This window comes from Streptomyces ardesiacus, from assembly GCF_003112575.1.
GTDB lineage: Bacteria > Actinomycetota > Actinomycetes > Streptomycetales > Streptomycetaceae > Streptomyces > Streptomyces ardesiacus.
The window spans coordinates 1,191,652-1,217,916 of the sequence record NZ_BEWC01000002.1 but is presented as its reverse complement, the minus strand read 5'-3'; the positions used below and the strand labels follow the sequence as shown (position 1 = coordinate 1,217,916).

Here is a 26,265-nt window from a genome sequence, read left to right as displayed (position 1 = left end):
CCGACACCCTGTCGAGCGCGCGGAGTTCGCCCCGCACGCGCCGGGGCGCCAAAGACGCGCCGCGGCCCCGGACACGCGCCGCACGCCTGTGTCCGGGGCCGCGCCCGACCGGTGGGGGTCACGCGTCCAGCGACGTCATCACGTGCTTGATCCGGGTGTAGTCGTCGAAGCCGTACGCCGACAGGTCCTTGCCGTAGCCGGACTTCTTGAAGCCGCCGTGCGGCATCTCGGCGACCAGCGGGATGTGGGTGTTGATCCACACGCAGCCGAAGTCCAGCCTCTTGGACATCCGCATCGCACGGCCGTGGTCCCTGGTCCACACCGAGGAGGCCAGCGCGTACTCCACGCCGTTGGCCCACTCGACGGCCTGGTCCTCGTCGCGGAAGGACTGGACGGTGATGACCGGGCCGAAGACCTCCTGCTGGATGATCTCGTCGTCCTGCTTGAGGCCCGAGACGACGGTCGGGGCGTAGAAGTACCCCTTGTCGCCCACCCGGTGGCCGCCCGCCTCGACCTTGGCGTGGGCGGGCAGCCGCTCGATGAACCCGGAGACCTGCTTGAGCTGGTTGGGGTTGTTGAGCGGGCCGTAGAGCACGTCCTCGTCGTCCGGCTGTCCGGTCTTGATCTCGGACGCGGCCTTGGCGAGCGCGCTCACGAACTCGTCGTGGACCGACTCGTGGACCAGCACGCGGGTGGCGGCGGTGCAGTCCTGGCCGGCGTTGAAGTACCCCGCCTCCGAGATGCCCTCGACGGCCTTGGGGATGTCGGTGTCCTCGAAGACGACGACCGGCGCCTTGCCGCCCAGCTCCAGGTGGACGCGCTTGAGGTCCTTCGACGCCGACTCGGCGACCGACATGCCGGCCCGCACGGAGCCGGTGATGGAGGCCATCGCCGGGGTCTCGTGCTCGACCATGAGGCGGCCGGTGTCGCGGTCGCCGCAGACGACGTTGAAGACGCCCTTGGGCACGATGGAGCCGATGATGTCGGCCATCAGCGCCGTGGAGGCGGGGGTGGTGTCCGAGGGCTTGAGGACGACGGTGTTGCCCGCGGCGAGCGCCGGGGCGAACTTCCACACGGCCATCATCATCGGGTAGTTCCACGGCGCGACCTGCGCGCAGACGCCGATGGGCTCGCGGCGCACGAAGGAGGTCAGTCCCTCCATGTACTCGCCGGCGCCGCGGCCTTCGAGCATCCGCGCCGCGCCCGCGAAGAAGCGGATCTGGTCGACCATCGGCGGGATCTCCTCGGAGCGGGTCAGCCCGATCGGCTTGCCCGTGTTCTCCACCTCGGCCGCGATCAGCTCCTCGGCCCGCTCCTCGAACGCGTCCGCGATCTTCAGCAGGGCCTTCTGCCGCTCGGCCGGGGTCGTGTCCCGCCACGCCGGGAAGGCCGCGGCGGCGGCTGCCATGGCCGCGTCCACGTCGGCCCGCCCGGACAGGGGGGCGGTCGCGTAGGCCTCGCCCGTGGCGGGGTTGACCACTTCCGTGGTCCGTCCGTCGGCGGCGTCCCGGAACTCACCGTCGATGTAATTGCGCAGACGACGCAGCTCGGTGCTCACTGCCGGCCCTCCAAGTTCGGGTGTCCAGTAACTGAGACACCCACCCTAGACGGAGTGCCGACGTTTTCAACACCCCCACTCCCCTCGCGGTTGCGATATCCGCAGCTTCAAGCTATTCAAACAACGAATTTCATCGCTGCGACCTTGCGAAACTGTCGATACGTCGTGCACAGTGAAGCCGTGGCCAGTCGAAGCGCAGACCAGAAGGACACCCGCGAGTCCCGGAACGGCGGTCCCCAGTTGGACGCCGTCTCCCTCGCCATCATCGAGCAGCTCCAGGAGGACGGCCGCCGCCCCTACGCCGCCATCGGCAAGGCCGTGGGCCTGTCGGAGGCGGCCGTGCGCCAGCGCGTCCAGAAGCTGCTCGACCAGGGCGTGATGCAGATCGTCGCCGTCACGGACCCGCTCACGGTGGGCTTCCGGCGCCAGGCGATGGTCGGTGTCAACGTCGAGGGCGACGTGGAGTCCGTGGCCGAGGCGCTGGCCGCCATGTCCGAGTGCGAGTACGTGGTGATGACCGCGGGCTCCTTCGACCTGATGGTGGAGGTCGTCTGCGAGGACGACGACCACCTCCTGGAGGTCATCAACCGACGCATCCGGGCCGTCCCCGGGGTGCGGTCCACCGAGAGCTTCGTCTACCTCAAGCTCAAGAAGCAGACCTACATGTGGGGAACCCGATAATCGTGAGCACCGACAGCCCCAAGGACCTCAGCCGCACCGCCTACGACCACCTGTGGATGCACTTCACCCGCATGTCGTCGTACGAGAACGCCCCCGTCCCCACCATCGTCCGCGGTGAGGGCACCCACATCTACGACGACAAGGGCAAGCGCTACCTCGACGGGCTCGCCGGCCTGTTCGTCGTCCAGGCCGGACACGGCCGCCAGGAGCTGGCGGAGACCGCCGCGAAGCAGGCGCGGGAGCTGGCCTTCTTCCCCGTCTGGTCCTACGCCCACCCCAAGGCCGTCGAGCTGGCCGAGCGCCTGGCGAACGAGGCCCCCGGCGACCTCAACAAGGTCTTCTTCACCACCGGCGGCGGCGAGGCCGTGGAGACCGCCTGGAAGCTCGCCAAGCAGTACTTCAAGCTGACCGGCAAGCCCACCAAGTACAAGGTGATCTCCCGCGCGGTGGCCTACCACGGCACCCCGCAGGGAGCCCTGTCCATCACCGGCCTGCCGGGGCTCAAGGCCCCCTTCGAGCCGCTGGTGCCCGGCGCGCACAAGGTGCCGAACACCAACATCTACCGCGCCCCGCTCTTCGGCGACGACCCCGAGGCCTTCGGCCGCTGGGCCGCCGACCAGATCGAGCAGCAGATCCTCTTCGAGGGCCCGGACACGGTCGCGGCGGTGTTCCTGGAGCCCGTGCAGAACGCGGGCGGCTGCTTCCCGCCCCCGCCCGGCTACTTCCAGCGGGTGCGCGAGATCTGCGACCGCCACGACGTGCTGCTCGTCTCCGACGAGGTCATCTGCGCCTTCGGCCGCCTGGGCACGACCTTCGCCTGCGACAAGTTCGGCTACGTGCCGGACATGATCACCTGTGCCAAGGGCATGACCTCGGGCTACTCCCCCATCGGCGCGTGCGTCGTCTCCGACCGCCTGGCCGAGCCGTTCTACCAGGGCGACAACACCTTCCTGCACGGCTACACCTTCGGCGGCCACCCGGTCTCCGCGGCGGTCGGCATCGCCAACCTCGACCTGTTCGAGCGCGAGGGCCTCAACCAGCACGTGCTGGACAACGAGGGCGCCTTCCGCGCCACCCTGGAGAAGCTGCACGACCTGCCGATCGTCGGCGACGTCCGCGGCAACGGCTTCTTCTACGGCATCGAGCTGGTCAAGGACAAGACCACCAAGGAGTCCTTCGACGAGGAGGAGACCGAGCGGGTCCTGTACGGCTTCCTGTCGAAGAAGCTGTTCGACAACGGCCTGTACTGCCGTGCCGACGACCGCGGCGACCCGGTCATCCAGCTCGCCCCGCCGCTGATCTCCCAGCAGGAGACCTTCGACGAGATCGAGCAGATCCTGCGCGCCACGCTCACGGAGGCGTGGACGAAGCTCTGATCGTCCCGATCATCCGCCGAGAGGATCATCACCGGCCCCGGCGCCGCCCGTTCGAGTGAGACACGGCGGCCCGGGGCCTCGTGCTGACCGGCCCCCGCGCGGGGACTGCCTAGCGTGCCCAGTGACCGATCGGCCCCGTCTTCGTTCCCCCGGAAGGGGGACGACCCGACCGGGGAAATACGGATCAGAACCGAGGTGTACGCCCATGGAGGCCCCGCCGGACAACGACGTGCTCTGGGCCCGCGCCCTGCACTTCCAGCACCACGACGGCTCCCCCGCGCTGCAGGGCGTGTCGCTCGGCGTGCGCGAGGGCGAGATCCTCGCCGTGAGCGGACCGCGCGGCAGCGGCAAGACCACGCTGCTGCGGTGCCTGTCCGGGCTGGTCAAGCCGCAGGGCGGCGAGGTGTGGTTCAACAGCGTGCCGGTGCACACCATGGGCCCGCTCAGCCGCGAACGGCTGCGCCGCGACCGCTTCGGCTGGATCGACCCGGCCCCGGCGCTCGTCCCCGAGCTGAACGCCTGGGAGAACGCCGCGCTCCCCCTCATGCTGCGCGGCACGGGCCGCCGCCGGGCCAAGACCGCCGCCCTGGAGTGGCTGGACCGCCTGGACGTCGGCGACAGGGCCCGCAGGCGCCCGCACGAACTCCGGCAGGCCGAACGGCAGCGCGTCTGCATCGCCCGCGCCCTCGCCGTCGCCCCGGCGGTCCTCTTCGCCGACGAGCCGACGGCCCCCCTGCACCGCGCCGACCGCGCCCAGGTGCTGCGGACGCTCACCACCGCGGCCCGCTCGCACGGCATCACCGTCCTGCTCGCCACGCACGACACGCAGACCGCCGCCCTGGCGGACCGCGCGGTGGCGCTGCTCGACGGACGCCGGGTGCGGACCGTGCACCTGCCCCCGCTCGCCGAGACCACGGTGGCCGACGGTGCCGCCGGGACTCCTGGAACGGAAGGCCGGGCGGCGTGCTCGCTCTCCGCCTGACCCGCACCGCCCACCTCGCCGTCCACCTGCGCCGCCTGCTGGTCGCGGTGGCCTCGGCGGGCACGGGCTTCCTGCTGCTGTGCGCCCTCGGTCACGCGCTGAGCCACCCGGACACCCCCGGCGCCGCCGCGCTCCGCCTGGCCTGGTGCGCGGCCCCGCTGGCCGCCGCGGTGCAGCTCGCGGTCGCCGTGGCCCGCACCGATCCCGGCACCCGGCCCCGCTCGGGACTGTCGGCGATCGGCCTGGGTCCGGGCCGGCTGATGGCCGTGTCGGCGACGACGACGGCCCTGTCCGCGTCCCTCGGCTCCGTGGCGGCCCTGCTCGCCTACCTCCATCTGCGCGGCGACCTGACCTCGCGTCCGCCCTCCGGGCGCGTGGCCGCCGACGCCCTGGCCGTCGGCCAGTCGCTGCCCGCCCCGGCCGTCCTGACCCTGCTGGTCCTCGTGCCGGCCTGCGCGTCGGCCGCGGTGGCCCAGGCGCTGCGCCCGCGCGACCCCCGGCCCGCCCCGTCCGCCGCCCCGCGCGGCTACGGCCGCTTCGGCGCCTACGGCTGGGGCAAGGCCCGCGAGACCTTCGGCGCCTACGGCCGCTTCGGCTCCCGGACCGCCGTGGCCGCGGCACGTCCCGCGGCTGCGGGCAGTCATGCCGGTGGGGCGGCACTGGTGGGCGCAGGCGGCACCCTGCAGACGCAGTCCGGAGAACCCCCGGCCCCGGCCCCGGACCCGGCCCCGACGGACGGCGCCACGGAGCCGCCGGACGCGGCCCTCCCGACGGCGGCGGACACCGTGCCGGCCCCCCTGCCCCAGAACACCACCGCCCTTCCCTGGGGCATCGCCGTCCTCGCCGCAGGCCTCACCGTCGAGACGTACACCGGCAACGCGTCCGCCGCCCCCACCCCCGGCACCGCTCCCTCCGCCGGCGTGCTGATCGGCTGGGCCCTCACCGCCCTGGGCCTCGCCCTGGCCGGCCCGGGCCTCACCCACCTGTGCGGCCGGCTGCTCCAGGCCGTGCGCCCCGGCGCCCTGCGGCTGCTGGCCGGCCGCGTCCTCATGGAGGAGTCCCACCGCGTCGGCCGCCCCCTCGGCGTCGTCGCCGCCGTCGCCGCCGCGGCCTACGTGGCCGCCACGGTGTACGACGGCGACGGACCGGCCTTCGGCCCGCTCGCCACCCTGGGCGCCTCCCTGGTCGCCGGCTGCACCGTGGCCACCCTCCTCACCGCGGCCGTCGCCGCCAGGCACGCCCGCGCCGGCACCACGGACGCCCTGCTGCGCCTGGGCGCGCCCCCGGCGACCCTGCGCGGCGCCGCCGCCGTACGCGCCGCCGCCCTGCTCGCCCTGTTCGGTCCGCTGACCCTGCTCGTCGCGGTGCTGGCCGCGCTGCCGCTGGAGCACTGAGCCGCGCAGGACTGTTCGAAAAAGGCCCCGGACTCGCGATGAGTTCCGGGGCCGCCTTCCGTCTACCTCTTCGAACGGCGCGACACACGCACCGCACGACCACAGCGACGCAGCGGCACAGCCAACGGGAGCAGCCTCCATGTACCAGCAGATGATCTTCGTGAACCTGGCCACCAACGACCTCGACGCCGCCAGGAAGTTCTTCACCGGACTGGGGTGGGAGCCCAACGCCCGGTTCAGCGACGACAGCACCGTGTCCTTCCCGGTGAGCGACACCATCGTCGTGATGGTGCACACGCCGCAGAAGTACCTCCAGTTCACCAAGAAGGAGATCGCGGACTCGACGAAGACCAGCGAGGTGCTGATCGCGCTGAGCGCGGAGAGCCGCGAGAAGGTCGACGAGCTGGTGGACAGGGCGGTCGCGGCGGGCGGCTCGGTCTCGGGCGAGACCCAGGACCACGGCTTCATGTACGGCCGGGCCTTCGACGACCCCGACGGCCACACCTTCGAGGTCGTGTGGATGGACCCGTCGGCGGTCCAGGGCTGACCGGAGCCGGGTGCGCGGCTCATGGAGGGGCGGACACGGGAGTCTCGAATCGCGCCTGTTGGCCGGATCCATGAGGCTCCCGCGGCGCTGAAACGTCTCGGCGCTTAATAAGACGGCAAAGTCAACGACCGTGTCCGGCATATGCGTTGACACTTCTTACGCCGCGCTTATAGACCAGTGAGGCTCATGGGTGTGCTGATGCCGCGCCATCGGGCGTCGGCACCCCACCACCCCCCGCATCCGCGCTCCCGTAAAGGACAAACGTGGCAGCCCTGTCCATAATCAGCCGTACGGCATCCCGCCGAGGCGTCCGCGCCCTCGGCGTCGTCGCCGCCTCCGCGGCCCTCGCGCTCAGCGCCTCCGGCTCCGCCCTCGCCTGCAACATCAACGAGTTCTCCGCCAAGGCCCAGTGCGACGGCGACAACGGTGTCATCTCCGTCACCGACGTGGACCCCGCCGGCATCCCGGCCACCGTCACCGTCACCCTGAAGAGCACCGGCGAGCAGGTCGGCCAGGAGACGGTCAAGGGCTCCAAGGAGGGCACCACCGTCACCTTCGCCGTGGACTGGCAGCCGAACACGGAGTACCGCGTCCACGTCAAGGCCGACCGGTACGTCGACGAGTACATCAAGCCGGACGTCACGACCCCGTCGACCCCGTGCAAGACGGAGGACACCCCGACCCCGACGCCGACCCCGTCGGAGAGCTCCTCGACCCCGTCCGACGAGACGGAGTCCCCGGCCCCCGAGCCGTCCACGTCGGCCCCGGCGCCCTCGCAGCCGGAGAGCACCGCCCCGGCGGCCGTCCCGGGCGACAACGCCCCGTCCCCGGCGGCCGGTGAGTCCAACCTCGCCGAGACCGGCGCCAGTTCCAACACCGGCATGATCGCCGGTATCGCGGCGGCCCTGGTCGTCGTCGGTGGCGGCGCGGTCTTCTTCGGCCTGCGCCGTCGCGGAGCGAACAGCAACCGCTGACGCCCGCACACCGGTGCACACGCGGTGGCCCGTCCCGGCCGGGGCGGGCCACCGTCGTGTCAGCCGAACGTCGCCTTCTCCAGCCAGAGTTCGAGCAGCTCGCGGTCGCCGAGCACGTCGAGTCCCGGTGAGTCCAGCGGCAGCCGGCCGTAGAAGGCCAGCAGCACGTCCGTGAGCGGCCCGCGCAGCGCGACGTCGGCCTTGTCGTGGCCGCGGCGCCAGGTGATGCCGTCGTCGGGCAGTTCGACGAGCCACTCGGCGTTCAGCTCGGCCGGGGTGTCGGTGGCGTGCAGGTGGATGCTGCTGCCCGGGCGGCGCAGGTCGTCCGCAGCCGCGCCGGGCAGCACCCGCTGCACGAACCGCACGATGTCCAGCCACTCGTCGACCGCGTCGGCCGCCACGTCCGGCGCGACCGGCCGGACGGGCAGGCCCGCCGCCAGTACCGCGTCCGCACCGTGGACGACCAGTTCGTGGGTCATCCGCCGGGCCCAGAAGCCCGCCGTGTCGATGCCCGCCCAGGACCACGCACGCGCGTGGGGACCGGCCTCCCGCAGCGCGCCGACGACCACCTCGCCGGACTCCGCCAGCCACGCGTCCAGCGCCGCCGCGTCCCCGGGCGCCGCGGGTCCCGCCGCGCCCGGCGCCCGGTCCAGCGGCACCTCCTCCTCGGCGCGGGTGCGGACGATCAGCCCGGTCCAGCGCAGGGCCCGGCCCACGTGCCGCACCAGATCCTCCAGGGACCAGTCCGGGCAGGTCGGTACCGTGCCGGCCAGGTCGGCTCCGGACGTGACCACGGCCCTGAGCGCGCCCACCTGGTGGGCGATTTCGTCGCAGTACCGCTCGTGCGCGAGGAGTGTCATGCACTCACCCTACGAGCGCGACGATCACCCGAGCACCACGATTTCCGCCGCGTCGAACTCCACCCCGACCGCGTCCCCGACCTCCGGCGCGTCCCGCAGCGCGCACGCCGCCTCCAGACGGGGCGCGTCCTCCGGCTGGAGGTGCACGGCGACGTGCGTGCCGCGGAAGGTGCGGGCCGCGACCGTGCAGCGCAGGCCCGCGTCGGCCCCGACGACCCGCACCCCGGCCGGCCGCACGAGCACCGTCCGCGTGCCCTGGGGGGCGTCCTCGGGGACCGGCACCTTGCCCCAGGGGGTGTCCGCGGCCCGACCGGCGACGGAGGCCTCGGCCACGTTGTCGAAACCGAGGAAACGGGCCACGAAGGCGTCCGCCGGCCGCCGCCAGACCTCCAGGGGCGTCCCCGACTGGGCGATCCGCCCGTCCCGCATCACCACCACCCGGTCGGCCAGCGCGAAGGCCTCGCCCTGGTCGTGCGTCACGGCCAGCACCGTGGTGCCCAACCGGTCGAACAGCTCCCGCAGTTCCACCACCAGGCGCTCCCGCAGCGAGCGGTCGAGCTGGCCGAGCGGCTCGTCGAGCATCAGCAGCCGCGGGCGGGGCGCGAGGGCGCGGGCCAGCGCCACCCGCTGCTGTTCACCGCCGGAGAGCGCGCCGACGGACCGGCGGCCGGCGGCCGGCAGCCCGACCAGCTCCAGCAACTCCCGTACCCGGTCCTGCTGTTCGGCCCGGGTCGCGCCGCGCATCCGCGGCCCGAAGGCGATGTTCTGGGCCACGTCGCGCTGCGGGAACAGTTGGTGGTCCTGGAACATCAGCCCGACCTCGCGCTTGTGCGCGGGCACCCCGGCCTGGTCGCGTCCGTCCAGCGTCACCCGCCCGGTGTCCAGCGGCTGGAGTCCGGCGACCGCCCGCAGGAGCGTCGACTTGCCGCTGCCGCTGGGCCCGAGCACGCACACCACCTCGTGCTCGGCGACCGCCAGGTCGACGTCGTCGAGCACGGCCCGCCCGCCGAAGCGGACCGTGGCGCCTTCGAGGCCCAGCAGGCTGGACGGCATGTCAGAACTCCCCGCTCCGGTCGGTCCGCAGCCGCTCCAGCACCACCAGGGCCACGGCGCACACCAGCATCAGAATCGTCGAAAGGGCCATCGCCTGGCCGTAGTTCATGTCCCCGGGCCGTCCAAGCAGCCGCGCCACGGCGACCGGCAGCGTCGGGTTGTCGGGCCGCGCGATGAAGACGGTCGCGCCGAACTCCCCGAGCGAGACGGCGAAGGCGAACCCCGCCGCCACCAGGAGCGCCCGCCGCACCATCGGCAGATCCACCTCCCGCCACACCCGCCACGGCGACGCCCCCAGCACGGCCGCCGCCTCCCGCAGCCGCCCGTCCACCGCCCGCAGCACCGGCAGCATGGTCCGTACGACGAAGGGGACGCCCACCAGCGCCTGCACGAGCGGCACCAGGATCCACGAGGCCCTGAGGTCCAGCGGGGGTTCGTCCAGCGCGATCAGGAAGCCGAAGCCGACCGTCACGGCCGACACCCCGAGCGGCAGCATCAGCAGCGCGTCGAACCCGCGCACGAAGCGGCCCGCGTCGCGCCGGGTGAGCGCGGCCGCGGCCAGGCCGCCGATCACCACGGCGATGGCGGTGGCGGCGACGGCGTACTGGAGGGAGTTGCCGATCGCCTCGATCGGCGGGACGAGGAAGGTGCCGCCGTCCTCGCGGGTCAGCGCCCGGTAGTAGCCGAAGCCGGAGGCGCCCAGCGACCGCTGGACCAGCACCGCGAGCGGCAGCACCAGCAGGACGACGATGACGCCCAGGACCCCGGCGAGCAGCGCCCACTGCCCCGCTCCGCGCGGCCGGCGCGCGGTCGTGCCCGCGTCCACCAGCCGCAGGGCCGTCTCGCGCCGCCGTACCGTCCAGGCGTGCACGGCGAGGACGGCGGCGACGGCCGCGAACTGGACCAGCGTCAGCACGGCGGCCGTGGACAGGTCGAAGACTTGGGAGGTCTGGCGGTAGATCTCCACCTCGAGGGTGGAGAAGGTGGGCCCGCCGAGGATCTGGACGACGCCGAAGGAGGTGAAGGTGAACAGGAAGACCATCAGCGCGGCGGCGGCCACGGCGGGCGCCAGCGCGGGCAGCGTCACCTGCCGCCAGGCCCGCAGCCGGGAGGCGCCGAGCATCCGCGCGGCCTCCTCCTGCCGCGGATCCAGTTGCGCCCAGAGGCCGCCCACGGTGCGCACGACGACGGCGTAGTTGAAGAAGACGTGCGCGAGCAGGATCGCCCACACCGTGGTGTCCAGGCGCAGGCCCCACAGCTCGTCCAGCAGCCCGCCCCGCCCGACCAGCGCCAGGAACGCCGTGCCGACTACGACCGTCGGCAGCACGAACGGCACGGTCACCACGGCCCGCAGCACCTGTTTGCCGGGGAACTCGAAGCGGGCGAAGACGTACGCGCCGGGCAGCGCGACCAGCAGCGTGAGCGCGGTGGACGCCAGCGCCTGCCAGGTGGTGAACCACAGGACGTGCCGCACGTCGGACTGCGCGAGCACGTCCCCGATCCGCCCCAGCCGCCAGGCCCCGTCGGCCTTCAGGCCGCGCGCGACGATGGCCGCGACGGGGTAGGCGAAGAACACCGCGAAGAACGCGACCGGCACGGCCATCAGACCGAGCCGCGCCGCGCTCCCGCGCACGTTCCCCGCCCGTCGCACCGGCGCCTTCACCGCCTGCTCGCCCTCCCGGCTCACTTCAGTACGAGCGAGGTCCACGACTTGACCCACGGGTCGCGGTGGCCGGCGATCTTCGCCGGGTCGAGGGTCTGCGGGTCCTCGGCCTGCGGCCCGAACTTCGCGAACGCCTCGGGGACCTGCGCGTCCTTGCGCACCGGGTAGACGAACATGTTCAGCGGCATGTCCTCCTGGAAGGTCTTGCTCACCAGGAAGTCCAGGAGCGCCTTGCCGCCCTCGGGATTCTTGGCGTTGGCGAGCAGGCCCGCGTACTCGACCTGCCGGAAGCAGGTCCCGTCGGCGACGCCCGTGGGGGCGGTGTCCGGCTGCGGGTCGGCGTAGACGACCTCGGCGGGCGGGGAGGAGGCGTAGGAGACGACGAGCGGGCGGTCGCCTCCCGCCTTCTTGCCGCCGGCCGAGCCGGAGAACTCCTCGTTGTACGCCTGCTCCCAGCTGTCGACGACCTTGACGCCGTTCGCCTTGAGCTTCTTCCAGTAGCCCTCCCAGCCGTCGTCCCCGTACTTGGCGGCGGTGCCGAGCAGGAAGCCCAGGCCCGGCGAGGAACTGCCCGCGTTCTCGGTGACGAGCAGGTCCTTGTAGGCGGGCTTGGCCAGGTCGTCGAAGGTCTTGGGCGGGCTCAGCCGGTGCTTGGCGAAGTAGGCCTTGTCGTAGTTGACGCAGACGTCGCCGGTGTCGACGGGCGTGACCCGGTGCTTGTCCCGGTCGGCCCGGTACTCGGGCCGGATCCGGTCGGAGCCCTTGGCCTCGTACGGCTGGAACAGGCCGTTGTCCAGAGCGCGGGACAGCAGGGTGTTGTCGACGCCGAAGAAAACGTCGCCCTGCGGGTTGTCCTTGGTGAGGATCGCCTTGTTGACGGCCTGCCCGGCGTCGCCGTCCTCCAGGACCTTGACCTTGTAGCCCGACTGCTTCTCGAAGGCCGCGAGGACGTCCTTCGACGCCGCCCACGAGTCGTGGCTGACGAGCGTCACGGTCCCGGACCCGCCGGAGCCGCTGCCGCCCCCGTCGTCGGAGGACGATCCGCAGGCGGCCAGCGTGCCGACCATGCCGAGCCCGACGGCCAGGACACTGACCTTCTTGGTGATGCTCACTGAATTCCTCCTGGGTGACCAGGAGAAGACGCGGCCCCGCCCGGAACCCCTGGCGAGGGGCCCGGGCAGGGCGCAACAGCTCGAGTGGTGACCGATCTCCCTACCCAGAATGACCTGGGCCAGGTTCGGAGGGTCTGCGGCCGGTGCCGCACTCTCAGCGCTGTGGCGCTCCCCTGTCGGAATATGAAGATGTGACTGTGCGGACGTACTTCCGTCGGTCAGGTTACCGCTCGCTCGCGGCGAGCTGACCACACGCCCCGTCGATCTCCTGCCCACGGGTGTCCCGGATCGTCACCGGCACACCGTGCGCCGCGATCGCCTCCACGAACGCCTTCTCGTCCTCGGGCCGCGACGCGGTCCACTTGGAGCCGGGCGTGGGGTTGAGCGGGATCAGGTTGACGTGCACGGGCCTGCCCTTGAGCAGCCGCCCGAGCCGGTCACCGCGCCAGGCCTGGTCGTTGATGTCACGGATCAGGGCGTACTCGATGGACAGCCGGCGCCCGGACTTCGCCGCGTACGCGAACCCGGCGTCCAGCACCTCGCGCACCTTCCACCGCGTGTTGACGGGGACGAGGGTGTCGCGCAGCTCGTCGTCGGGCGCGTGCAGGGAGATGGCGAGGCGGCACTTGAAGCCCTCGTCGGCGAAGCGGTGGATCGCCGGGACGAGGCCGACCGTGGAGACGGTGATGCCGCGCTGGGAGAGCCCCAGCCCGTCGGGCTCGGGGTCGGTGAGACGGCGGACGGCGCCGACGACGCGGTTGTAGTTGGCGAGGGGCTCGCCCATGCCCATGAACACGATGTTGCTGAGCCGTGCGGGACCTCCGGGGACCTCGCCGTCCCTGAGCGCCCGCATGCCGTCCACGATCTGGTGCACGATCTCGGCGGTCGACAGGTTCCGGTCGAGTCCGGCCTGGCCGGTGGCGCAGAAGGGGCAGTTCATGCCGCAGCCCGCCTGGGAGCTGATGCACATGGTGACCCGGTCCGGGTAGCGCATGAGCACGGACTCGACGAGCGTCCCGTCGAACAGCTTCCACAGCGTCTTGCGCGTGGTCCCCTCGTCGGTCGACAGGTGCCGCACGACCGTCATCAGCTCGGGCAGCAGCGCCTCGCGCAGCCCCTCGCGCGAGCCGGCGGGGATGTCGGTCCACTGCTCGGGGGCGTGCGCGTACCGCGCGAAGTAGTGCTGCGAGAGCTGCTTGGCACGGAACGGCTTCTCACCGATCGCGGCGACGGCCTCCTTGCGCTCGGCAGGCGTGAGATCGGCAAGGTGCCGCGGCGGCCGCTTCGCTCCGCGGGGTGCGGCGAAGGTCAGCTCACCGGGGGCTGGACGGGCCACGGTCGGACAACTCCTCAGGACGGCGGGCCTGTGGCAACCCCCCGCGTCTGCGGGGCCAACGGCAGGGCCGTGCCGGAGCCAGGAGACCTCACTGGAAGACCCCCGCGTCGGCGGGGACACACGGAAGGGCCCGCGGCCGGAAGCCGCAGGCCCTTCCCAGACTACCTGATCGCTGTCAACCCGACCCGACGAAGATCACCAGCAGCAGCCACACCACCGGTGCCGTCGGCAGCAGCGAGTCCAGCCGGTCCATGATGCCGCCGTGACCCGGCAGGAGGGTGCCCATGTCCTTGATGCCGAGGTCGCGCTTGATCATGGACTCGCCGAGGTCGCCCAGCGTGGCGCTGACGGCGACCGCGAGGCCCAGCAGCAGGCCCTGCCACCAGGTGCCGTCGTCGATCAGGAACTGCGTGCACAGCGCGCCCGCCGCCATCGCGAACGCCACCGCTCCGAGCAGGCCCTCGCGGGTCTTGCCGGGGCTGATGCGCGGGGCGAGCTTCTTCCTGCCGAAGCGCCAGCCGACGGCGTACGCCCCGGTGTCGCTGACGACCGTCAGTATCAGGAAGACCAGGACGCGCCAGGCGCCGTCGTCCGCCGCCAGCATCATGGCGACGAAGGTGGCCAGGAACGGCACGTAGAACGCGGCGAAGACCCCCGCGGTGACGTCCCTGAGATAGCCCTCGGGGGGCTCCGTCATCCGCCAGACCAGGACCGCCAGCGCCGTGAGCGCCATGGCGGTCCACGCGCCCTCGGCTCCGCGCGCGTACCCGGCGACCACCATCGCCGCGCCGCCGACGGCGAGCGGGACGAGGGGCGCCTTGATGCTCTTGCGCTCCTCCAGCCGCTTGGTCAGCTCCCACAGGCCCACTACGACGGCGACCGCGATCACGCCGACGAAGACGGCCTTGACGAAGAACAGCGAGGCGATGATCACCACGCCGAGGCCGACGCCGACCCCTATCGCGGCCCCGAGGTCGCGCCCCGCGCTCTTCTTCTGCGGCGGCTGCGGCTGCGCCGGCTGCGGGGCGACGGGCATGGGCTCCGGATTCTGCGGCACCACCGCATACGGCTGCGCCGACGGGTTCTGGTCGCGATACGGCTCGTCGCGACCGGGCTGGTCGTGGAACGGCTCGTCCCGGAACAAGGGACCGCTCAGCCGAGCGGTCCCCTGGTCGTCGTCCTGGTCTCCGCCGTGTTCGGGTACGTCGGGCACGATGGGCATGGGGCGAGTCTGCTGCGCGTAGTGCGCATCGTACGCGGGACCCGCCGGGCCGGCGCCCTGGGCGGGTCCCTGGTCGGACGGCCCCCAGTACCCGGCTTGTGGCGGCGCTCCCCAGGAAGAGTCGTTCATCAGACCTCGAGCAGTTCGGCTTCCTTGTGCTTCAGGAGCTCGTCCACCTGCGCGACGTACTTGGCGGTGGTGTCGTCGAGCTCCTTCTCCGCACGGCGGCCCTCGTCCTCGCCGACCTCGCCGTCCTTGACCATCTTGTCGATGGCGTCCTTGGCCTTGCGGCGCACGGAGCGGATGGAGACCTTGGCGTCCTCGCCCTTCCCCTTGGCGACCTTGATGTACTCGCGGCGGCGGTCCTCGGTCAGCTCGGGGAAGACCACCCGGATGATGTTGCCGTCGTTGCTCGGGTTGACGCCCAGGTCGGAGTCGCGGATCGCCTGCTCGATGTTGCGCAGGGCGCTCTTGTCGAAGGGGGTCACCACGGCCATGCGCGGCTCGGGCACGGAGAACGAGGCCAACTGGTTGATCGGCGTCGGCGCGCCGTAATAGTCGGCCACGATCTTGTTGAACATCGCCGGGTGCGCACGGCCGGTGCGGATCGCGGCGAAGTCCTCCTTGGCGACCACGACGGCCTTCTCCATCTTCTCCTCGGCCTCGAGGAGGGTCTCTTCGATCACCACTTGCTCCTGCGTGTCTTGAGTAGGCCCGGCTGCGGTCCCCTGTCGGAGCTGCGGCCGGCTGCGTCGCGTTCTTCCTGCACGGTTCCCGACCGGCGGGACATTGTCCATCCCCCGGCCCGGTCCCGTCCCGTCCGTCCCCCGGACAGGTGGCGTCCGCGGACGGGGGGGGTGTTCTCCGGTCAGTCCCGGCTGCCCTGGTCCCCCACGAGCGTGCCGATCTTCTCACCCTTGACGGCGCGGGCGATATTGCCCTCCTTCAACAGCTCGAAGACCACGATCGGGAGGCTGTTGTCGCGGCAGAGGGTGACGGCCGTGGCGTCGGCGACCTTCAGGTCGCGGGTGATGACCTCGCCGTAGCCGAGCGCGTCGAACTTCACGGCGTCCGGGTTGGTCTTCGGGTCGGAGTCGTAGACCCCGTCCACGCCGTTCTTGCCCATGAGCAGGGCTTCGGCGTCGATCTCGAGGGCGCGCTGGGCGGCGGTGGTGTCGGTGGAGAAGTACGGCATGCCCATTCCGGCGCCGAAGATCACCACGCGGCCCTTCTCCAGGTGGCGCACGGCGCGCAGCGGGATGTAGGGCTCGGCGACCTGGCCCATGGTGATGGCGGTCTGCACGCGGCAGTCGACGCCCTCCTTCTCCAGGAAGTCCTGGAGGGCCAGGCAGTTCATCACGGTGCCGAGCATGCCCATGTAGTCGGAGCGGGCGCGGTCCATGCCGCGCACCTGCAGCTCGGCGCCGCGGAAGAAGTTGCCGCCGCCGATGACGATCGCGATCTGCGCGCCGTCCCGCACGACGGCGGCGATCTCACGGGCGATGGCGTGCACCACGTCGGGGTCGACGCCCAGGCCCCCACCGCCGGAGAAGGCCTCTCCGGACAGCTTCAGCATGAAGCGGCCGCGTACTTTGCCGTCGTCGCTCTTCTCGGCCTTGGTGGTCATGGAGATCTCGCCTCTTTTACGTGGGTCACACACACGAAGAAGGCCACTGCCGGTGGGGGCGTGTTTCGCATCCCATACGCGGCAATGGCCTCCTCGTCAGATCTGCTGTCGTCCGCCGCCACGCGCGCGTACGCAACGGCATACGCGAACGGCGCCGACGACTGCGGTCGACCCTACCGGGGTCGTACGTCCGTCGCGGTACGGACTCAGATGCCGACCTTGATGCGCGTGAAGCGCTTCAGGCTGACACCGGCCTCTTCCAGGACCTTCTGGACGGACTTCTTGTTGTCCAGGGCGTAGGGCTGGCCGAGCAGGGTGGCGTCCTTGAAGAAGCCGTTGAGGCGACCCTCGACGATCTTCGGCAGGGCGGCCTCGGGCTTGCCCTCGGCGCGGGTGGTCTCCTCGGCGACGCGGCGCTCGGACTCGACGACCTCGGCCGGGACGTCCTCCTTGGAGAGGTACTTCGGCGCGAAGGCGGCGATGTGCTGGGCGACGCCCTTGGCGATCTCGGCGTTGGGCTTGTCCAGCTCGACGAGGACACCGATCTGCGGGGGCAGGTCGGGCATCGTGCGGTGCATGTACGCGGTCACGTAGCCGCCGGAGAACTGCGCGAAGCGGTCCAGGACGATCTTCTCGCCGAGGTTGGCGTTGGCCTCGTCGACGTAAGCCTGGACGGTCTTGCCGGCCTCGATCTCGGAGGCGAGCAGGGCCTCGAGGTCGGCCGGGGCGGCCTTGGCGACGTGCTCGGCGATGGCCTTGGCGACGTTCTGGAACTTCTCGCCCTTGGCGACGAAGTCCGTCTCGCACTTCAGCTCGACGAGGACACCCGAGGTGTTGTCGTCGGCGATGATCGAGACGACGGCGCCGTTCTCGGCAGAGCGGCCCTCGCGCTTGGCGACGCCCTTCTGGCCCTTGATGCGGAGCGCCTCGACGGCCTTCTCGACGTTGCCCTCGGCCTCGTCCAGCGCCTTCTTGCAGTCCATCATGCCGGCGCCGGTGAGCTCGCGGAGCTTCTTGACGTCGGCGGCGGTGTAGTTCGCCATGATTCCGGAATCTCTCTCGAAGTCTGAAGATCTACGGGCCGGACGGCGGGGGCTTCGTGGGCCCCCGCCGTCCAGAACCCGAAGGGGTGAGGGGTCAGGCCTGCTCGGCGTCCGCGGCCGGAGCCTCGGCGGCGGGCGCCTCGGCGGCCGGGGCGGCCTCGGCGGCGGGGGCCTCGGCGGGCTTCTCGGCGGCCTCGACGTCGTCCTTCTTCTCGGCCTTCTCGGCCTTCTCGCCCTCGAGCAGGTCGCGCTCCCACTCGGCGAGCGGCTCGCCGGCGGCCTTCTCGCCCTTGGCGCCACCGGCGGCACCGGAACGGGCGATGAGGCCCTCGGCGACGGCGTCGGCGATCACGCGGGTGAGCAGGGTGACGGAGCGGATCGCGTCGTCGTTGCCCGGGATCTTGTAGTCGACCTCGTCGGGGTCGCAGTTGGTGTCGAGGATGGCGACGACCGGGATGTTGAGCTTCCGGGCCTCGCCGACCGCGATGTGCTCCTTCTTGGTGTCCACGATCCAGACGGCGCTGGGCACCTTGGACATCTCGCGGATACCGCCGAGGGTCTTCTCCAGCTTGGCCTTCTCGCGGGAGAGGACCAGCAGCTCCTTCTTGGTGAGGCCGGAGGCGGCCACGTCCTCGAAGTCGATCTGCTCGAGCTCCTTGAGGCGCTGCAGGCGCTTGTAGACGGTCGAGAAGTTGGTGAGCATGCCGCCCAGCCAGCGCTGGTTGACGTAGGGCATGCCGACGCGGGTGGCCTGCTCGGCGATGGCCTCCTGCGCCTGCTTCTTCGTGCCGACGAACATGACCGTGCCGCCGTGGGCGACGGTCTCCTTGACGAACTCGTAGGCGCGGTCGATGTACGACAGCGACTGGAGCAGGTCGATGATGTAGATGCCGTTGCGCTCCGTGAAGATGAAGCGCTTCATCTTCGGGTTCCAACGACGGGTCTGGTGACCGAAGTGGACGCCGCTTTCCAGCAGCTCCCGCATCGTGACGACGGCCATGGCCGTATCTCCTCGAGTTTCTCGGTTGTGCCGCGCGAGCCGGACGGCTCCCGCGCCTGACGCCCGGATGCGCCTGCCGCTAGGGACCGAGGGGCGCTGACACGGACCTGTGCGGGCCTCGTGTCGGGGCGTGCGAAGTCGACCCGGTGACCCGGATCGCCACCAGAAGTGTACGGGACCCGAGGGGTACCGGGTGACGCGGCTGTCCACAACCGGGGCGCGGTCCACAGGGCCCGGCGCGGATCGGTCCTGGTGCGGGACGGTGCCCGCATGCGAATGAGGCGATGGGTGAGCGCGTGTGCCCGGCCGGCGCTCCTGCCGGCCGCCGGGACCGTCCTGGCCGTTCTGGCCGTTCTGGCCGTTCTGACCCCGGGGCCGCCGCGTCCGACGTCGGCGGGGGCCGCGGTGACGGCTCCGGCGACGGTGCCCGGGGAGCGGACGGGTCCGGCCGGTCAGGACGGCCGGGCCGGTCAGGCCGGCCAGGCGGACTCGGCGGCTTCGGCGGGCGGGGGGCTGCGGAAGGCGCCGGCCCCGGCCGTCCCGGCTCTGGCCCGCTGTTGGCCGGTCGGTGTCCGGCCCGCGGTCCTGCGGGGCTGGGAGCCCCCGGCGACCCCGTACGGGCCGGGCCACCGCGGGGTCGACCTCGCCGCGGCGGGCGGGACACCGGTGCGGGCCGTGGCCGCCGGGCGGGTGTCCTTCGCGGGGCCGGTCGCGGGCCGGGGCGTGGTCTCGCTGGAGCTGGCGGGGACGGGCGAACCACCCCTGCGGACGACGTACACGCCCGTCGAGGCGACGGTGGAGAAGGGCGACGAGGTCGCGGCCGGCGAGGTGCTCGGCACGGTGCGGCCGGCGGGCTCGCACTGCCCGGACTGCCTGCACTGGGGCCTGCTGCGGGGCGACGTCTACCTGAACCCGCTGTCCCTGCTCCCGCCCTGGCTGCTGAACGGGAGCCCGTCGAGGCTGCTCCCGGTCCTCGGAGTGCCGCTGCCCGGCCGCACGGGCGTCAGCCCCGCACGCCCCGCAGCGCCATGGAGACCGCCGCATCCGTGATCGCCGCCGGTTCCTCCGCCGCGCCCAGCTCGATCCGCCGGACGGCCGCGTCCACGACGCCCTGGACGAGCATCGCCGCCAGCCGGGGCTGGTCGTGCCCCAGTTCGCCCAGCGCCTCGACGACCATCGCGACCAGACCACCGTGCGCGGCCCGGATCTTCTCCCGCGCACCGGCGTCGAGTTCGCTCGCGGAGATGGCCACGACGGCCCGGTGCCGCCGGTCCCCGACCAGGTCGAGCTGGGTGCGCACATACGCCTCGACCTTGGCCTCGGGAGCCGTCTCGCGCTCCATCGCCGCCTCGACCTCCGCGGCCCAGACGGGGAAGTCGACGGCGCACAGCTCCTCGACCACGGCCGCCCGGGACCGGAAGTACTCGTAGACGGACGACCGGGCAAGACCCGTTCGTTCGGCGAGGGCGGGGAAGGTCAGGGCCTCCGTTCCGCCGTCGGACAGCAGGGAGCGTGCCGCGTCCAGCAGGGCGGCACGCTGCATCGACCGGTGCTCGGCCACGGAGGCCGCTCGAATCCTTGGCACGTCACCACTTTACGGACGCGGCCCCCCGGACGGGAGTCACGCACCGGCCGGACGCTCGCCGCCGGGTGCGCCGGCCGGGTCTCCCGTGCGCCGTAGGCCCAGGTCAGCGGCCGAAACCGGCGAGCTTGGCGCGGAGCTGCAACACCGACTTGGTGTGAATCTGGCTGACTCTGCTCTCGGTCACGCCCAACACGTTGCCGATCTCGGCGAGTGTGAGGCCCTCGTAGTAGTAGAGCGTGACGACGGTCTTCTCCCGCTCCGGCAGCGTGTTGATCGCCCGGGCCAGGAGCCGCCGCAGCTCCCGGTCCTCGGCGACCTCCACCGGGTTGTCGGCGGCGGTGTCCTCCAGCGTGTCCATCAGGCTCAGCCGGTCGCCGCCCTCGCCGCCCGCGTGCAGCAACTCCTCCAGGGCCACCACATTGGCCAGCGACAACTGGCTGAAGACCGCGTGGAGATCCTCCACGGCGATCCCCATCTCCCCGGCGACCTCGCTCTCCGTCGGGGTGCGGCGCAGCCGTGCCTCCAGCGTCGCGTACGCACGCTCCACGTTGCGCGCCTTCTGCCGCACCGACCGCGGGATCCAGTCCAGCGCGCGCAGCTCGTCGATCATCGCGCCCCGGATCCGGGTGATCGCGTACGTCTCGAACTTGATCTCGCGGTCGACGTCGAACTTCTCGATGGCGTCGATCAGTCCGAAGACTCCGGAGGAGACGAAGTCGGCCTGCTCGACGTTGGACGGCAGCCCCACGCTGACCCGGCCCGCCACGTACTTCACGAGGGGCGAGTAGTGCAGGATGAGCTGTTCCCGCAGCCGCTCGTCGCCGGTCGCCTTGTACGACCGCCACAGCTCGTCGAGCGTCGAGGGGGCGGACGGTCGCACGCTGCCACCGTCGCGGGCGGCTGGGGGGATCGCCGCCCGGTCGGACCCGGAGGTGTGCTGGGGCATTCGTCGCCTAGTGCCGTTCTGCCGTGATGTCGTGCGCGTGAGGCCGCCGTTCTGCTTTCTGGTTGTCACCTGCTGTCGGCCGTCTGCGTGGGGGTCATCGTGAGCGTAGCGTGACTGGGCCGTCGCGGTGTGCGAAGGAGTGGGCGGCCACCCTACGCAGATACGTTCCGCTGAACGCTCCGCAGGGGGGATGATGATCGCTCTCGGTGATCACTCGAATACCTCAACTGCCCCCAACCCCACGGGCGTCGGGCTTCCCCCGGACGGCCGAACACGGTGCGTCAGCGCGGGCTGCGACCTCCGCGAATCGAGATCATCGCCTGGCGTGTCAACTTCCAGCCGTCGCCGTGTCGTTCGACGTAACCAAGCGCTCGAAGCTCGTACAGTCTCGCGGTCGCGTCGTCCGTGGTGGTCTGCGCGCCGCGGGCCACCTCGGCCGCCGTCGCCGCTCCCCGCCCGGGGAGTGCGGCCAGTGTCCGGCGGGTGGGGGGCTCCAGGAGATCGGTGGGCAGGACCGGTCCACGCCGCTCCGGGGCCAGCTCTCCCATGGCGCCGACCAGCTCGACCACCTCGGCGGCGTCCCCGACGAGCACCGCGTCGCCGCGCAGCAGTTCGTGCACCCCGGCGGAGAGCGCGCTGGTCGCGGGTCCCGGCACGCCCATCACGTGCCGGCCCAGCCGCCGGGCCGCACGGGCGGTGACCAGCGAACCGCTGCGGTAGGCGGCCTCCACCACCACGGTGCCGCGGGTGAGGGCGGCGATGACCCGGTTGCGCAGGACGAATCTGCTCGGCGTCGGGTGATCGCCCGGCGGCAGCTCCCCGACGACCAGGCCCTGCTCGGCGATCCTGCCGATCAGCGCCGTGTGCCCGGGAGGGTAGGGGCGGTCCACGCCACTGGCCAGCACCGCCGCGGTGGCGCCGCCGGCGCCGAGGGCGCCCCGGTGGGCGGCGCCGTCGACGCCGTAGGCACCGCCGGACACCACGACCCAGCCGCGTTCTGCCAGCCCGGCGGCGAGGGTGGCGGCCATGTGGGCGCCGTACTCGGTGCAGGCGCGGGCGCCGACGAGGGCGACCGACCTCAGCGCCCACATGCGCAGACTGGGCCCGCCCCGCACCCACAGCCCGAGGGGGCGGGCGTCACCGAGGTCGTCGAGCTGCCCCGGCCACTCGGCGGTCCCGGGGATCACGAACCGCGCCCCCGAGGACCCGGCGACGGCCAGGTCCCGGCCCGGGTCGGCCCTGCTCGCCCGGGCGCACAGGCCCGCCCACCGCTTCTCGCTCACTCCAGGCAGCGCGCGCCCGCCCTCGCGCAGGCGCCGCACCACCTCCGTCACACCGCGCTCCCGCACCCACCGTCCGCCGGTCTCGTCGCCGGGTTCGAGGACCCGGGTGAGGAAGACCCGCCCGAGCAGCTCGCGTTCCGCGGCCCCCTCGCCCCGGGGAGTCGTGGCTCCGGGGGCGGGATCTCCGCCCCCGCCGGACACGACGGCGGCGGGGAAGAGCGAATCGGCCCGCGCCGGCCCGCCGTCACCGCTCGGGGCGGCCTCCGGTGGCCGGTCGGCGCCGGTCACGTCAGCGCTCCCAGAGCCATCGGCACGCCCCGCGGCACCCCGGTGCGCAGTTGCAGCGCCAGGGCGACGTCCGTCGCTTCGGGGCGGTCGTGGCCGACGAGGTCCGCGACGGTCCAGGCGACGCGCAGCACGCGGTCGAGTCCGCGGGCGGTGAGGACGCCGCGTTCCAGACCGCGCTCCGCCTCGTCCAGCGCGCCGGGCGCGGCCCGCCAGCGGCTGCGCAGTTCCCGGCCGGGCACCTCGCCGTTGGACCGCCACGGCGTGCCGGCGAGGCGGGCCGCCGCCCGCTCCCGGGCCGCGCGCACCCGGTCGGCGACCGTCGCGGTGGTGTCGCCCCGGGGGCCGTCGCCGGCCAGCTGGCTGCGCGTGACCCGGTCCACCTCGACCCGCAGGTCGACCCGGTCGAGCAGCGGCCCCGACAGCCTGGCCTGGTAGCGACGGATCGCCGAGGGCGGGCACTCGCACAACTCGTCGGTCTGCGAGAACCGCCCGCAGGGGCAGGGATTGGCGGCGAGCACCATGAGGAACCGGGCCGGGAAGCGCACCACCCCGGCGCTGCGCGCGATGACGACGTGCCCCGCCTCCAGCGGCTGGCGCAGGGCGTCCAGCACGTGGCTGCTGAACTCCGGAGTCTCGTCCAGGAACAGGACACCCCTGTGTGCCAGCGACACGGCTCCCGGCCGCGCGATGCCCGGACCGCCGCCGACGAGGGCCTGCATCGTGGCGGAGTGGTGGGGAGCGCAGTAGGGGGCCACGTCGATCAGCGGTTTGCCCGGTGGCAGCAGGCCCGCCACCGAGTGCACGGCGGTGACCTCCAGGGACTCCGCCCGGCAGAGGCGGGGCAGGAGGGCGGGCAGCCGTTCGGCGAGCATGGTCTTGCCGGCGCCCGGCGGCCCTTCCAGGAACAGGTGGTGGCGGCCGGCCGCGGCGACCTCCACCGCCGTGCGCGCCGACTCCTGTCCGACGACGTCGGCGAGATCGTGTCCGTGGTCGTGCTGCGCCGCTCCGACACTGTGCATTCCGGTGGCCGCGCCGGTGCCGGGCATGCGCAGACCGGCCAGGAGCGGGTCGGGGCGGCCCTGCTGGTCCTGCTCCTCCTCCGGCACGGGTTCGTCGGCGAGGACGGCGATCAACTGGCGCAGGCTGCGCACGCCGAGCACCGACACACCGGGGACCAGGGATGCCTCGGCGGCGGCGCACTCCGGCACGACCACCTGTTCGTACCCGGCGTCGGCCGCGGCCAGTACCGCCGGCAGGATCCCGCGCACGGGCCGCACCCGGCCGTCCAGCCCCAGTTCGCCGATCATCACGATGTCGGCGAGCACCCGGGGGTCGATCCGCTCCGCGGCACCCAGGACGCTCGCGGCGACGGCGAGGTCGAAGCCGCTGCCGCTCTTGGGCACCGAGGCCGGACTGAGCCCCACCGTCAGCTTCTTCTGGGGCCACTCCGCGCCGGAGTTGACCACGGCCGCCCGCACCCGGTCCCGGCTCTCGGTGAGACTCTTGTCCGGCAGCCCCACCAGCGTGAACGCCGCCACCCCCGGTTCCAGGTCGGCCTGGACCTCCACCACCACGCCCTCGACGCCGACGAGCGCCACCGAGCACGTGCGCGCGAACCCCATCACGCCACCCCCCGGGCGTGCTCGACCACGGGGGCGCCGCGCTGCGGGAGGAGGACGCCGACCAGGTCGATGCGGACACCGCCGGGCGGGGCTCCTCCGTGGGTCTGGATCCAGCGCTCGGCGAGCCGCCGCAGCCGCTCCGCCTTGTCCGGCGTCACGGCGGCCATCGGGTGCTCGAAGGAGCCGCCCCTGCGGGTCTTGACCTCGCAGACGACCAGGACGTCTCCGTCCCGGGCCACGATGTCGATCTCGCCGGTCCTGCCGCAGCGCCAGTTGCGCTCCAGGACGGTCATTCCGGCCCCGGCCAGCCGGCGGGCGGCGAGTGTCTCGCCGTACGCGCCCATCGCACCTCGTGCGTTCATGTCGGCACCACCTCCGGCACCAACGATCACGCAGACGGCCCGATACCGTCACTCACGGTGAACTACTCGCCGATTGTGGAAAACTCCGTCACCCGCCGGGAAGCTCCAGGTCGCTCTTGTTCAGCTCCTCGATGTTCACGTCCTTGAACGTCAACACCCTCACCTGCTTCACGAACCGGGCCGGCCGGTACATGTCCCACACCCAGGCGTCGGCCATGGAGACCTCGAAGAACACCTCGCCCTGGACGGAGTGCACCTGCATCTCGTAGTCATTGGTGAGGTAGAAGCGCCGCTCGGTCTCGATCACGTATTTGAACAGTCCGACGACATCGCGGTACTCCCGGTAGAGCTTGAGCTCCATCTCGGTCTCGTACTTCTCGAGGTCCTCGGCGCTCATGGCATGTTCCCCTTCAGCCGTACGGTCCCCCCATTGTGCGCCAGTCCCGTGCACCCCTAGACGATTTCGGTGTCCAGGGTCACCGGGCCGGCCGGGGGACCTTCGTCGAGCAGCGTGCGCAGCAGCTCGGCGAGTCTGGTCGGATACACCGTCTCACGTGCCCGGGTCAGTTCCTGACACGTCCACCAGCGCGCTCCGGCGACGCTGCGCCGCTCCAGTTCGGTCAGGCCGGGGCCGACGGTCCCGGCGGCGGTCCGGTCGGTGCGGGCCAGGTAGTACCACTCGTCCTGGTTCCAGCGGCGGCCCGCGAAGGGGAAGGAGCACCTGCGCCGCCACAGGACCGGGCCCAGCTCGACATCGGTGATGCCGGTCTCCTCCAGCAGTTCGCGCCGGGCCGCCTCCTCGCGGGTCTCGTCGCCCTCCACCCCGCCGCCGGGGGTGAACCACCAGTCGTCGGCGGGATCGTCCGGTTCGTGCCCGTGCAGCAGCAGGACGCGGTCCTCGGGGTCGAGCAGCACGACCCGGGCGACCCGGCGCAGTCCGCCCTCGTAGGTGTCCCGGTCCGCCGGGGTCTGCTCAGCGGCCACCGGTCGGCTCCGCCGCCTTGCGGGCGCGGGAGGCCCGGGTCCGCTGGGCGAGCGGACCGTAGGCCGCTCCGCCCAGGATCAGCACCGCCCCGGCGATCACCAGGGCGACGACCGTCCGCAGCGGGCCCGGCGAGGACAGGTCGCCCAGCGTCTCGAAGCCGGTCGGCCGCTCCAGCATGCCGTTCATCGGCCAGGCCACGGCGTCCACGCGGGCGTCCACGGCGCCCCGCGACACGGTGCCGCCGGCCGCGTCGGTGAGGTGGGCGGTGGAGTCCACGGAGTTGCCGCGCTCGTCGCCGAGCAGGAAGAGGCGGCCCTCCGGGACGGTCACGGTCGGGAAGTCGCTGATCTCGGCCGGGGTGCCGTCGGGCAGGTACGGCTCGTCGATCACCTTGCCGTTGACCTTCAGCCTGCCCTTCTGGCAGCAGGAGACGGTGTCCCCGCCGACGGCGACGACCCGCTTGACCATGGGGGCGTTGGCCCAGGTCGCGTCCTTGAAGACGACGACGTCCCCGCGGCGGACGTCGGCACCGTCGATGCGCTGCGCCAGGACCCGGTCACCGGCGTCGATGGTCGGCGTCATCGAACTGGTCGGCACGGTGTAGGGCCGGTAGAGCACCGCACCCCAGGCGAACCCGCCGAGGAACATCACCAGCCCCAGCGCCACGGCGATGTTGGACAGCCGCTGCCCGGTCCGGCCGCCCGCCGGGCCCTTGTCCGCTCCGGCGCCGCGCGGGGCCGTACGTGTCGTGCTCTCGCCACCCATG

Annotated in this window: 26 protein-coding genes and 1 riboswitch; of the genes, 7 read left to right on the top strand and 19 right to left on the bottom strand. The window is 72.3% G+C overall.

All coding sequences use genetic code 11. The features are described 5' to 3' along the window. Window positions 1–118: 118 nt before the first annotated feature. Window positions 119–1,558: a gamma-aminobutyraldehyde dehydrogenase gene (locus Sdi02f_RS12585; RefSeq protein ID WP_030402279.1), complete on the bottom strand. Its 1,440-nt coding sequence runs from the start codon at window positions 1,556–1,558 to the stop codon at window positions 119–121. Window positions 1,559–1,723: 165 nt separating this feature from the next. Here Sdi02f_RS12585 and Sdi02f_RS12580 point away from each other — a divergent pair, with 165 nt between their 5' ends. The 6 genes from Sdi02f_RS12580 (at window position 1,724) to Sdi02f_RS12555 (ending at window position 7,512) form a co-directional block, all read left to right on the top strand. Next, on the top strand, window positions 1,724–2,239 hold the full coding sequence (locus tag Sdi02f_RS12580) for an Lrp/AsnC family transcriptional regulator (protein WP_030402280.1): 516 nt from the start codon (window positions 1,724–1,726) through the stop codon (window positions 2,237–2,239). A 2-nt stretch (window positions 2,240–2,241) separates the two neighbouring features. Then, window positions 2,242–3,615, top strand: coding sequence for an aspartate aminotransferase family protein (locus tag Sdi02f_RS12575; RefSeq protein WP_031185389.1), 1,374 nt, complete (start codon window positions 2,242–2,244; stop codon window positions 3,613–3,615). 205 nt (window positions 3,616–3,820) lie between these two features. Next, window positions 3,821–4,597 carry an ABC transporter ATP-binding protein gene (locus Sdi02f_RS12570; protein WP_030402282.1) on the top strand — a complete coding sequence of 259 codons (777 nt, stop codon included), beginning with the start codon at window positions 3,821–3,823 and terminating at the stop codon, window positions 4,595–4,597. Beyond that, on the top strand, window positions 4,579–5,991 hold the full coding sequence (locus Sdi02f_RS12565; protein ID WP_108933240.1) for a hypothetical protein: 1,413 nt from the start codon (window positions 4,579–4,581) through the stop codon (window positions 5,989–5,991). Before Sdi02f_RS12570 ends, Sdi02f_RS12565 begins: the two co-directional genes overlap by 19 nt. A gap of 139 nt (window positions 5,992–6,130) precedes the next feature. Further along, entirely contained in the window at window positions 6,131–6,538 is a 408-nt protein-coding gene (locus Sdi02f_RS12560; protein WP_030402284.1) for a VOC family protein, read from the top strand. A gap of 263 nt (window positions 6,539–6,801) precedes the next feature. Next, window positions 6,802–7,512 (top strand): LAETG motif-containing sortase-dependent surface protein, encoded by a 711-nt coding sequence (locus Sdi02f_RS12555; protein ID WP_030402285.1) that lies wholly within the window; start codon window positions 6,802–6,804, stop codon window positions 7,510–7,512. 59 nt (window positions 7,513–7,571) lie between these two features. On the opposite strand, the gene Sdi02f_RS12550 is transcribed toward Sdi02f_RS12555, so the two are convergent. The 10 genes from Sdi02f_RS12550 to rpsB all read right to left on the bottom strand — a co-directional run bounded on the left by Sdi02f_RS12550 (window position 7,572) and on the right by rpsB (window position 18,428). Continuing rightward, window positions 7,572–8,372 carry a maleylpyruvate isomerase family mycothiol-dependent enzyme gene (locus Sdi02f_RS12550; protein WP_108933239.1) on the bottom strand — a complete coding sequence of 267 codons (801 nt, stop codon included), beginning with the start codon at window positions 8,370–8,372 and terminating at the stop codon, window positions 7,572–7,574. Between the two features lie 24 nt (window positions 8,373–8,396). Then, window positions 8,397–9,425, bottom strand: coding sequence for an ABC transporter ATP-binding protein (locus Sdi02f_RS12545; RefSeq protein ID WP_108933238.1), 1,029 nt, complete (start codon window positions 9,423–9,425; stop codon window positions 8,397–8,399). Between the two features lies 1 nt (window position 9,426). After that, window positions 9,427–11,133 carry an ABC transporter permease gene (locus tag Sdi02f_RS12540; protein ID WP_167458156.1) on the bottom strand — a complete coding sequence of 569 codons (1,707 nt, stop codon included), beginning with the start codon at window positions 11,131–11,133 and terminating at the stop codon, window positions 9,427–9,429. Then, on the bottom strand, window positions 11,109–12,200 hold the full coding sequence (locus Sdi02f_RS12535) for a thiamine ABC transporter substrate-binding protein (protein ID WP_053637704.1): 1,092 nt from the start codon (window positions 12,198–12,200) through the stop codon (window positions 11,109–11,111). Before Sdi02f_RS12535 ends, Sdi02f_RS12540 begins: the two co-directional genes overlap by 25 nt. A gap of 79 nt (window positions 12,201–12,279) precedes the next feature. Continuing rightward, window positions 12,280–12,385: riboswitch (TPP riboswitch) on the bottom strand. 38 nt (window positions 12,386–12,423) lie between these two features. Then, a complete protein-coding gene (gene rlmN / locus Sdi02f_RS12530; RefSeq protein ID WP_030402290.1) occupies window positions 12,424–13,536 on the bottom strand; it encodes a dual-specificity RNA methyltransferase RlmN in 1,113 nt (370 codons plus the stop codon). Between the two features lie 175 nt (window positions 13,537–13,711). Beyond that, window positions 13,712–14,887: a phosphatidate cytidylyltransferase gene (locus Sdi02f_RS12525; RefSeq protein ID WP_037799495.1), complete on the bottom strand. Its 1,176-nt coding sequence runs from the start codon at window positions 14,885–14,887 to the stop codon at window positions 13,712–13,714. Further along, a complete protein-coding gene (frr, locus tag Sdi02f_RS12520; RefSeq protein ID WP_030402292.1) occupies window positions 14,887–15,444 on the bottom strand; it encodes a ribosome recycling factor in 558 nt (185 codons plus the stop codon). Before frr ends, Sdi02f_RS12525 begins: the two co-directional genes overlap by 1 nt. 182 nt (window positions 15,445–15,626) lie before the next feature. Next, window positions 15,627–16,385 (bottom strand): UMP kinase, encoded by a 759-nt coding sequence (pyrH, locus tag Sdi02f_RS12515; protein ID WP_007444937.1) that lies wholly within the window; start codon window positions 16,383–16,385, stop codon window positions 15,627–15,629. Between the two features lie 206 nt (window positions 16,386–16,591). Further along, on the bottom strand, window positions 16,592–17,428 hold the full coding sequence (gene tsf / locus Sdi02f_RS12510) for a translation elongation factor Ts (protein WP_030402293.1): 837 nt from the start codon (window positions 17,426–17,428) through the stop codon (window positions 16,592–16,594). Window positions 17,429–17,522: 94 nt separating this feature from the next. Beyond that, window positions 17,523–18,428, bottom strand: coding sequence for a 30S ribosomal protein S2 (rpsB, locus tag Sdi02f_RS12505; protein ID WP_053662616.1), 906 nt, complete (start codon window positions 18,426–18,428; stop codon window positions 17,523–17,525). 270 nt (window positions 18,429–18,698) lie between these two features. Between rpsB and Sdi02f_RS12500 the strand changes: the two genes are divergently transcribed. Beyond that, the gene (locus Sdi02f_RS12500; protein WP_245962178.1) at window positions 18,699–19,478 is read left to right on the top strand and encodes a murein hydrolase activator EnvC family protein; all 780 of its coding nucleotides are present in this window, start codon (window positions 18,699–18,701) and stop codon (window positions 19,476–19,478) included. Here Sdi02f_RS12500 and Sdi02f_RS12495 read toward each other — a convergent pair. From Sdi02f_RS12495 to lepB, 8 genes are all read right to left on the bottom strand, one after another. Beyond that, window positions 19,432–19,989 (bottom strand): TetR/AcrR family transcriptional regulator, encoded by a 558-nt coding sequence (locus Sdi02f_RS12495; RefSeq protein ID WP_030402296.1) that lies wholly within the window; start codon window positions 19,987–19,989, stop codon window positions 19,432–19,434. The two genes, Sdi02f_RS12500 and Sdi02f_RS12495, sit on opposite strands and share 47 nt — an antisense overlap. Window positions 19,990–20,116: 127 nt before the next feature. After that, window positions 20,117–20,959 carry an RNA polymerase sigma factor WhiG gene (gene whiG, locus Sdi02f_RS12490; RefSeq protein WP_031087639.1) on the bottom strand — a complete coding sequence of 281 codons (843 nt, stop codon included), beginning with the start codon at window positions 20,957–20,959 and terminating at the stop codon, window positions 20,117–20,119. 281 nt (window positions 20,960–21,240) lie between these two features. Then, window positions 21,241–22,371 (bottom strand): DNA-processing protein DprA, encoded by a 1,131-nt coding sequence (gene dprA / locus Sdi02f_RS12485; protein ID WP_037825039.1) that lies wholly within the window; start codon window positions 22,369–22,371, stop codon window positions 21,241–21,243. Between the two features lie 155 nt (window positions 22,372–22,526). Further along, window positions 22,527–24,152, bottom strand: a complete 1,626-nt coding sequence (locus tag Sdi02f_RS12480; protein WP_031185397.1) for a YifB family Mg chelatase-like AAA ATPase — start codon at window positions 24,150–24,152, stop codon at window positions 22,527–22,529. After that, window positions 24,152–24,514 (bottom strand): YraN family protein, encoded by a 363-nt coding sequence (locus Sdi02f_RS12475; protein ID WP_030402300.1) that lies wholly within the window; start codon window positions 24,512–24,514, stop codon window positions 24,152–24,154. The genes Sdi02f_RS12480 and Sdi02f_RS12475 overlap by 1 nt, the downstream gene beginning before the upstream one ends. 88 nt (window positions 24,515–24,602) lie before the next feature. Next, entirely contained in the window at window positions 24,603–24,911 is a 309-nt protein-coding gene (locus Sdi02f_RS12470; RefSeq protein WP_003965949.1) for a DUF2469 domain-containing protein, read from the bottom strand. A 56-nt stretch (window positions 24,912–24,967) separates the two neighbouring features. After that, window positions 24,968–25,498, bottom strand: a complete 531-nt coding sequence (locus tag Sdi02f_RS12465) for an NUDIX hydrolase (protein WP_030402301.1) — start codon at window positions 25,496–25,498, stop codon at window positions 24,968–24,970. After that, window positions 25,488–26,264, bottom strand: coding sequence for a signal peptidase I (lepB, locus tag Sdi02f_RS12460; protein ID WP_030402302.1), 777 nt, complete (start codon window positions 26,262–26,264; stop codon window positions 25,488–25,490). Before lepB ends, Sdi02f_RS12465 begins: the two co-directional genes overlap by 11 nt. Window position 26,265: the final 1 nt, after the last annotated feature.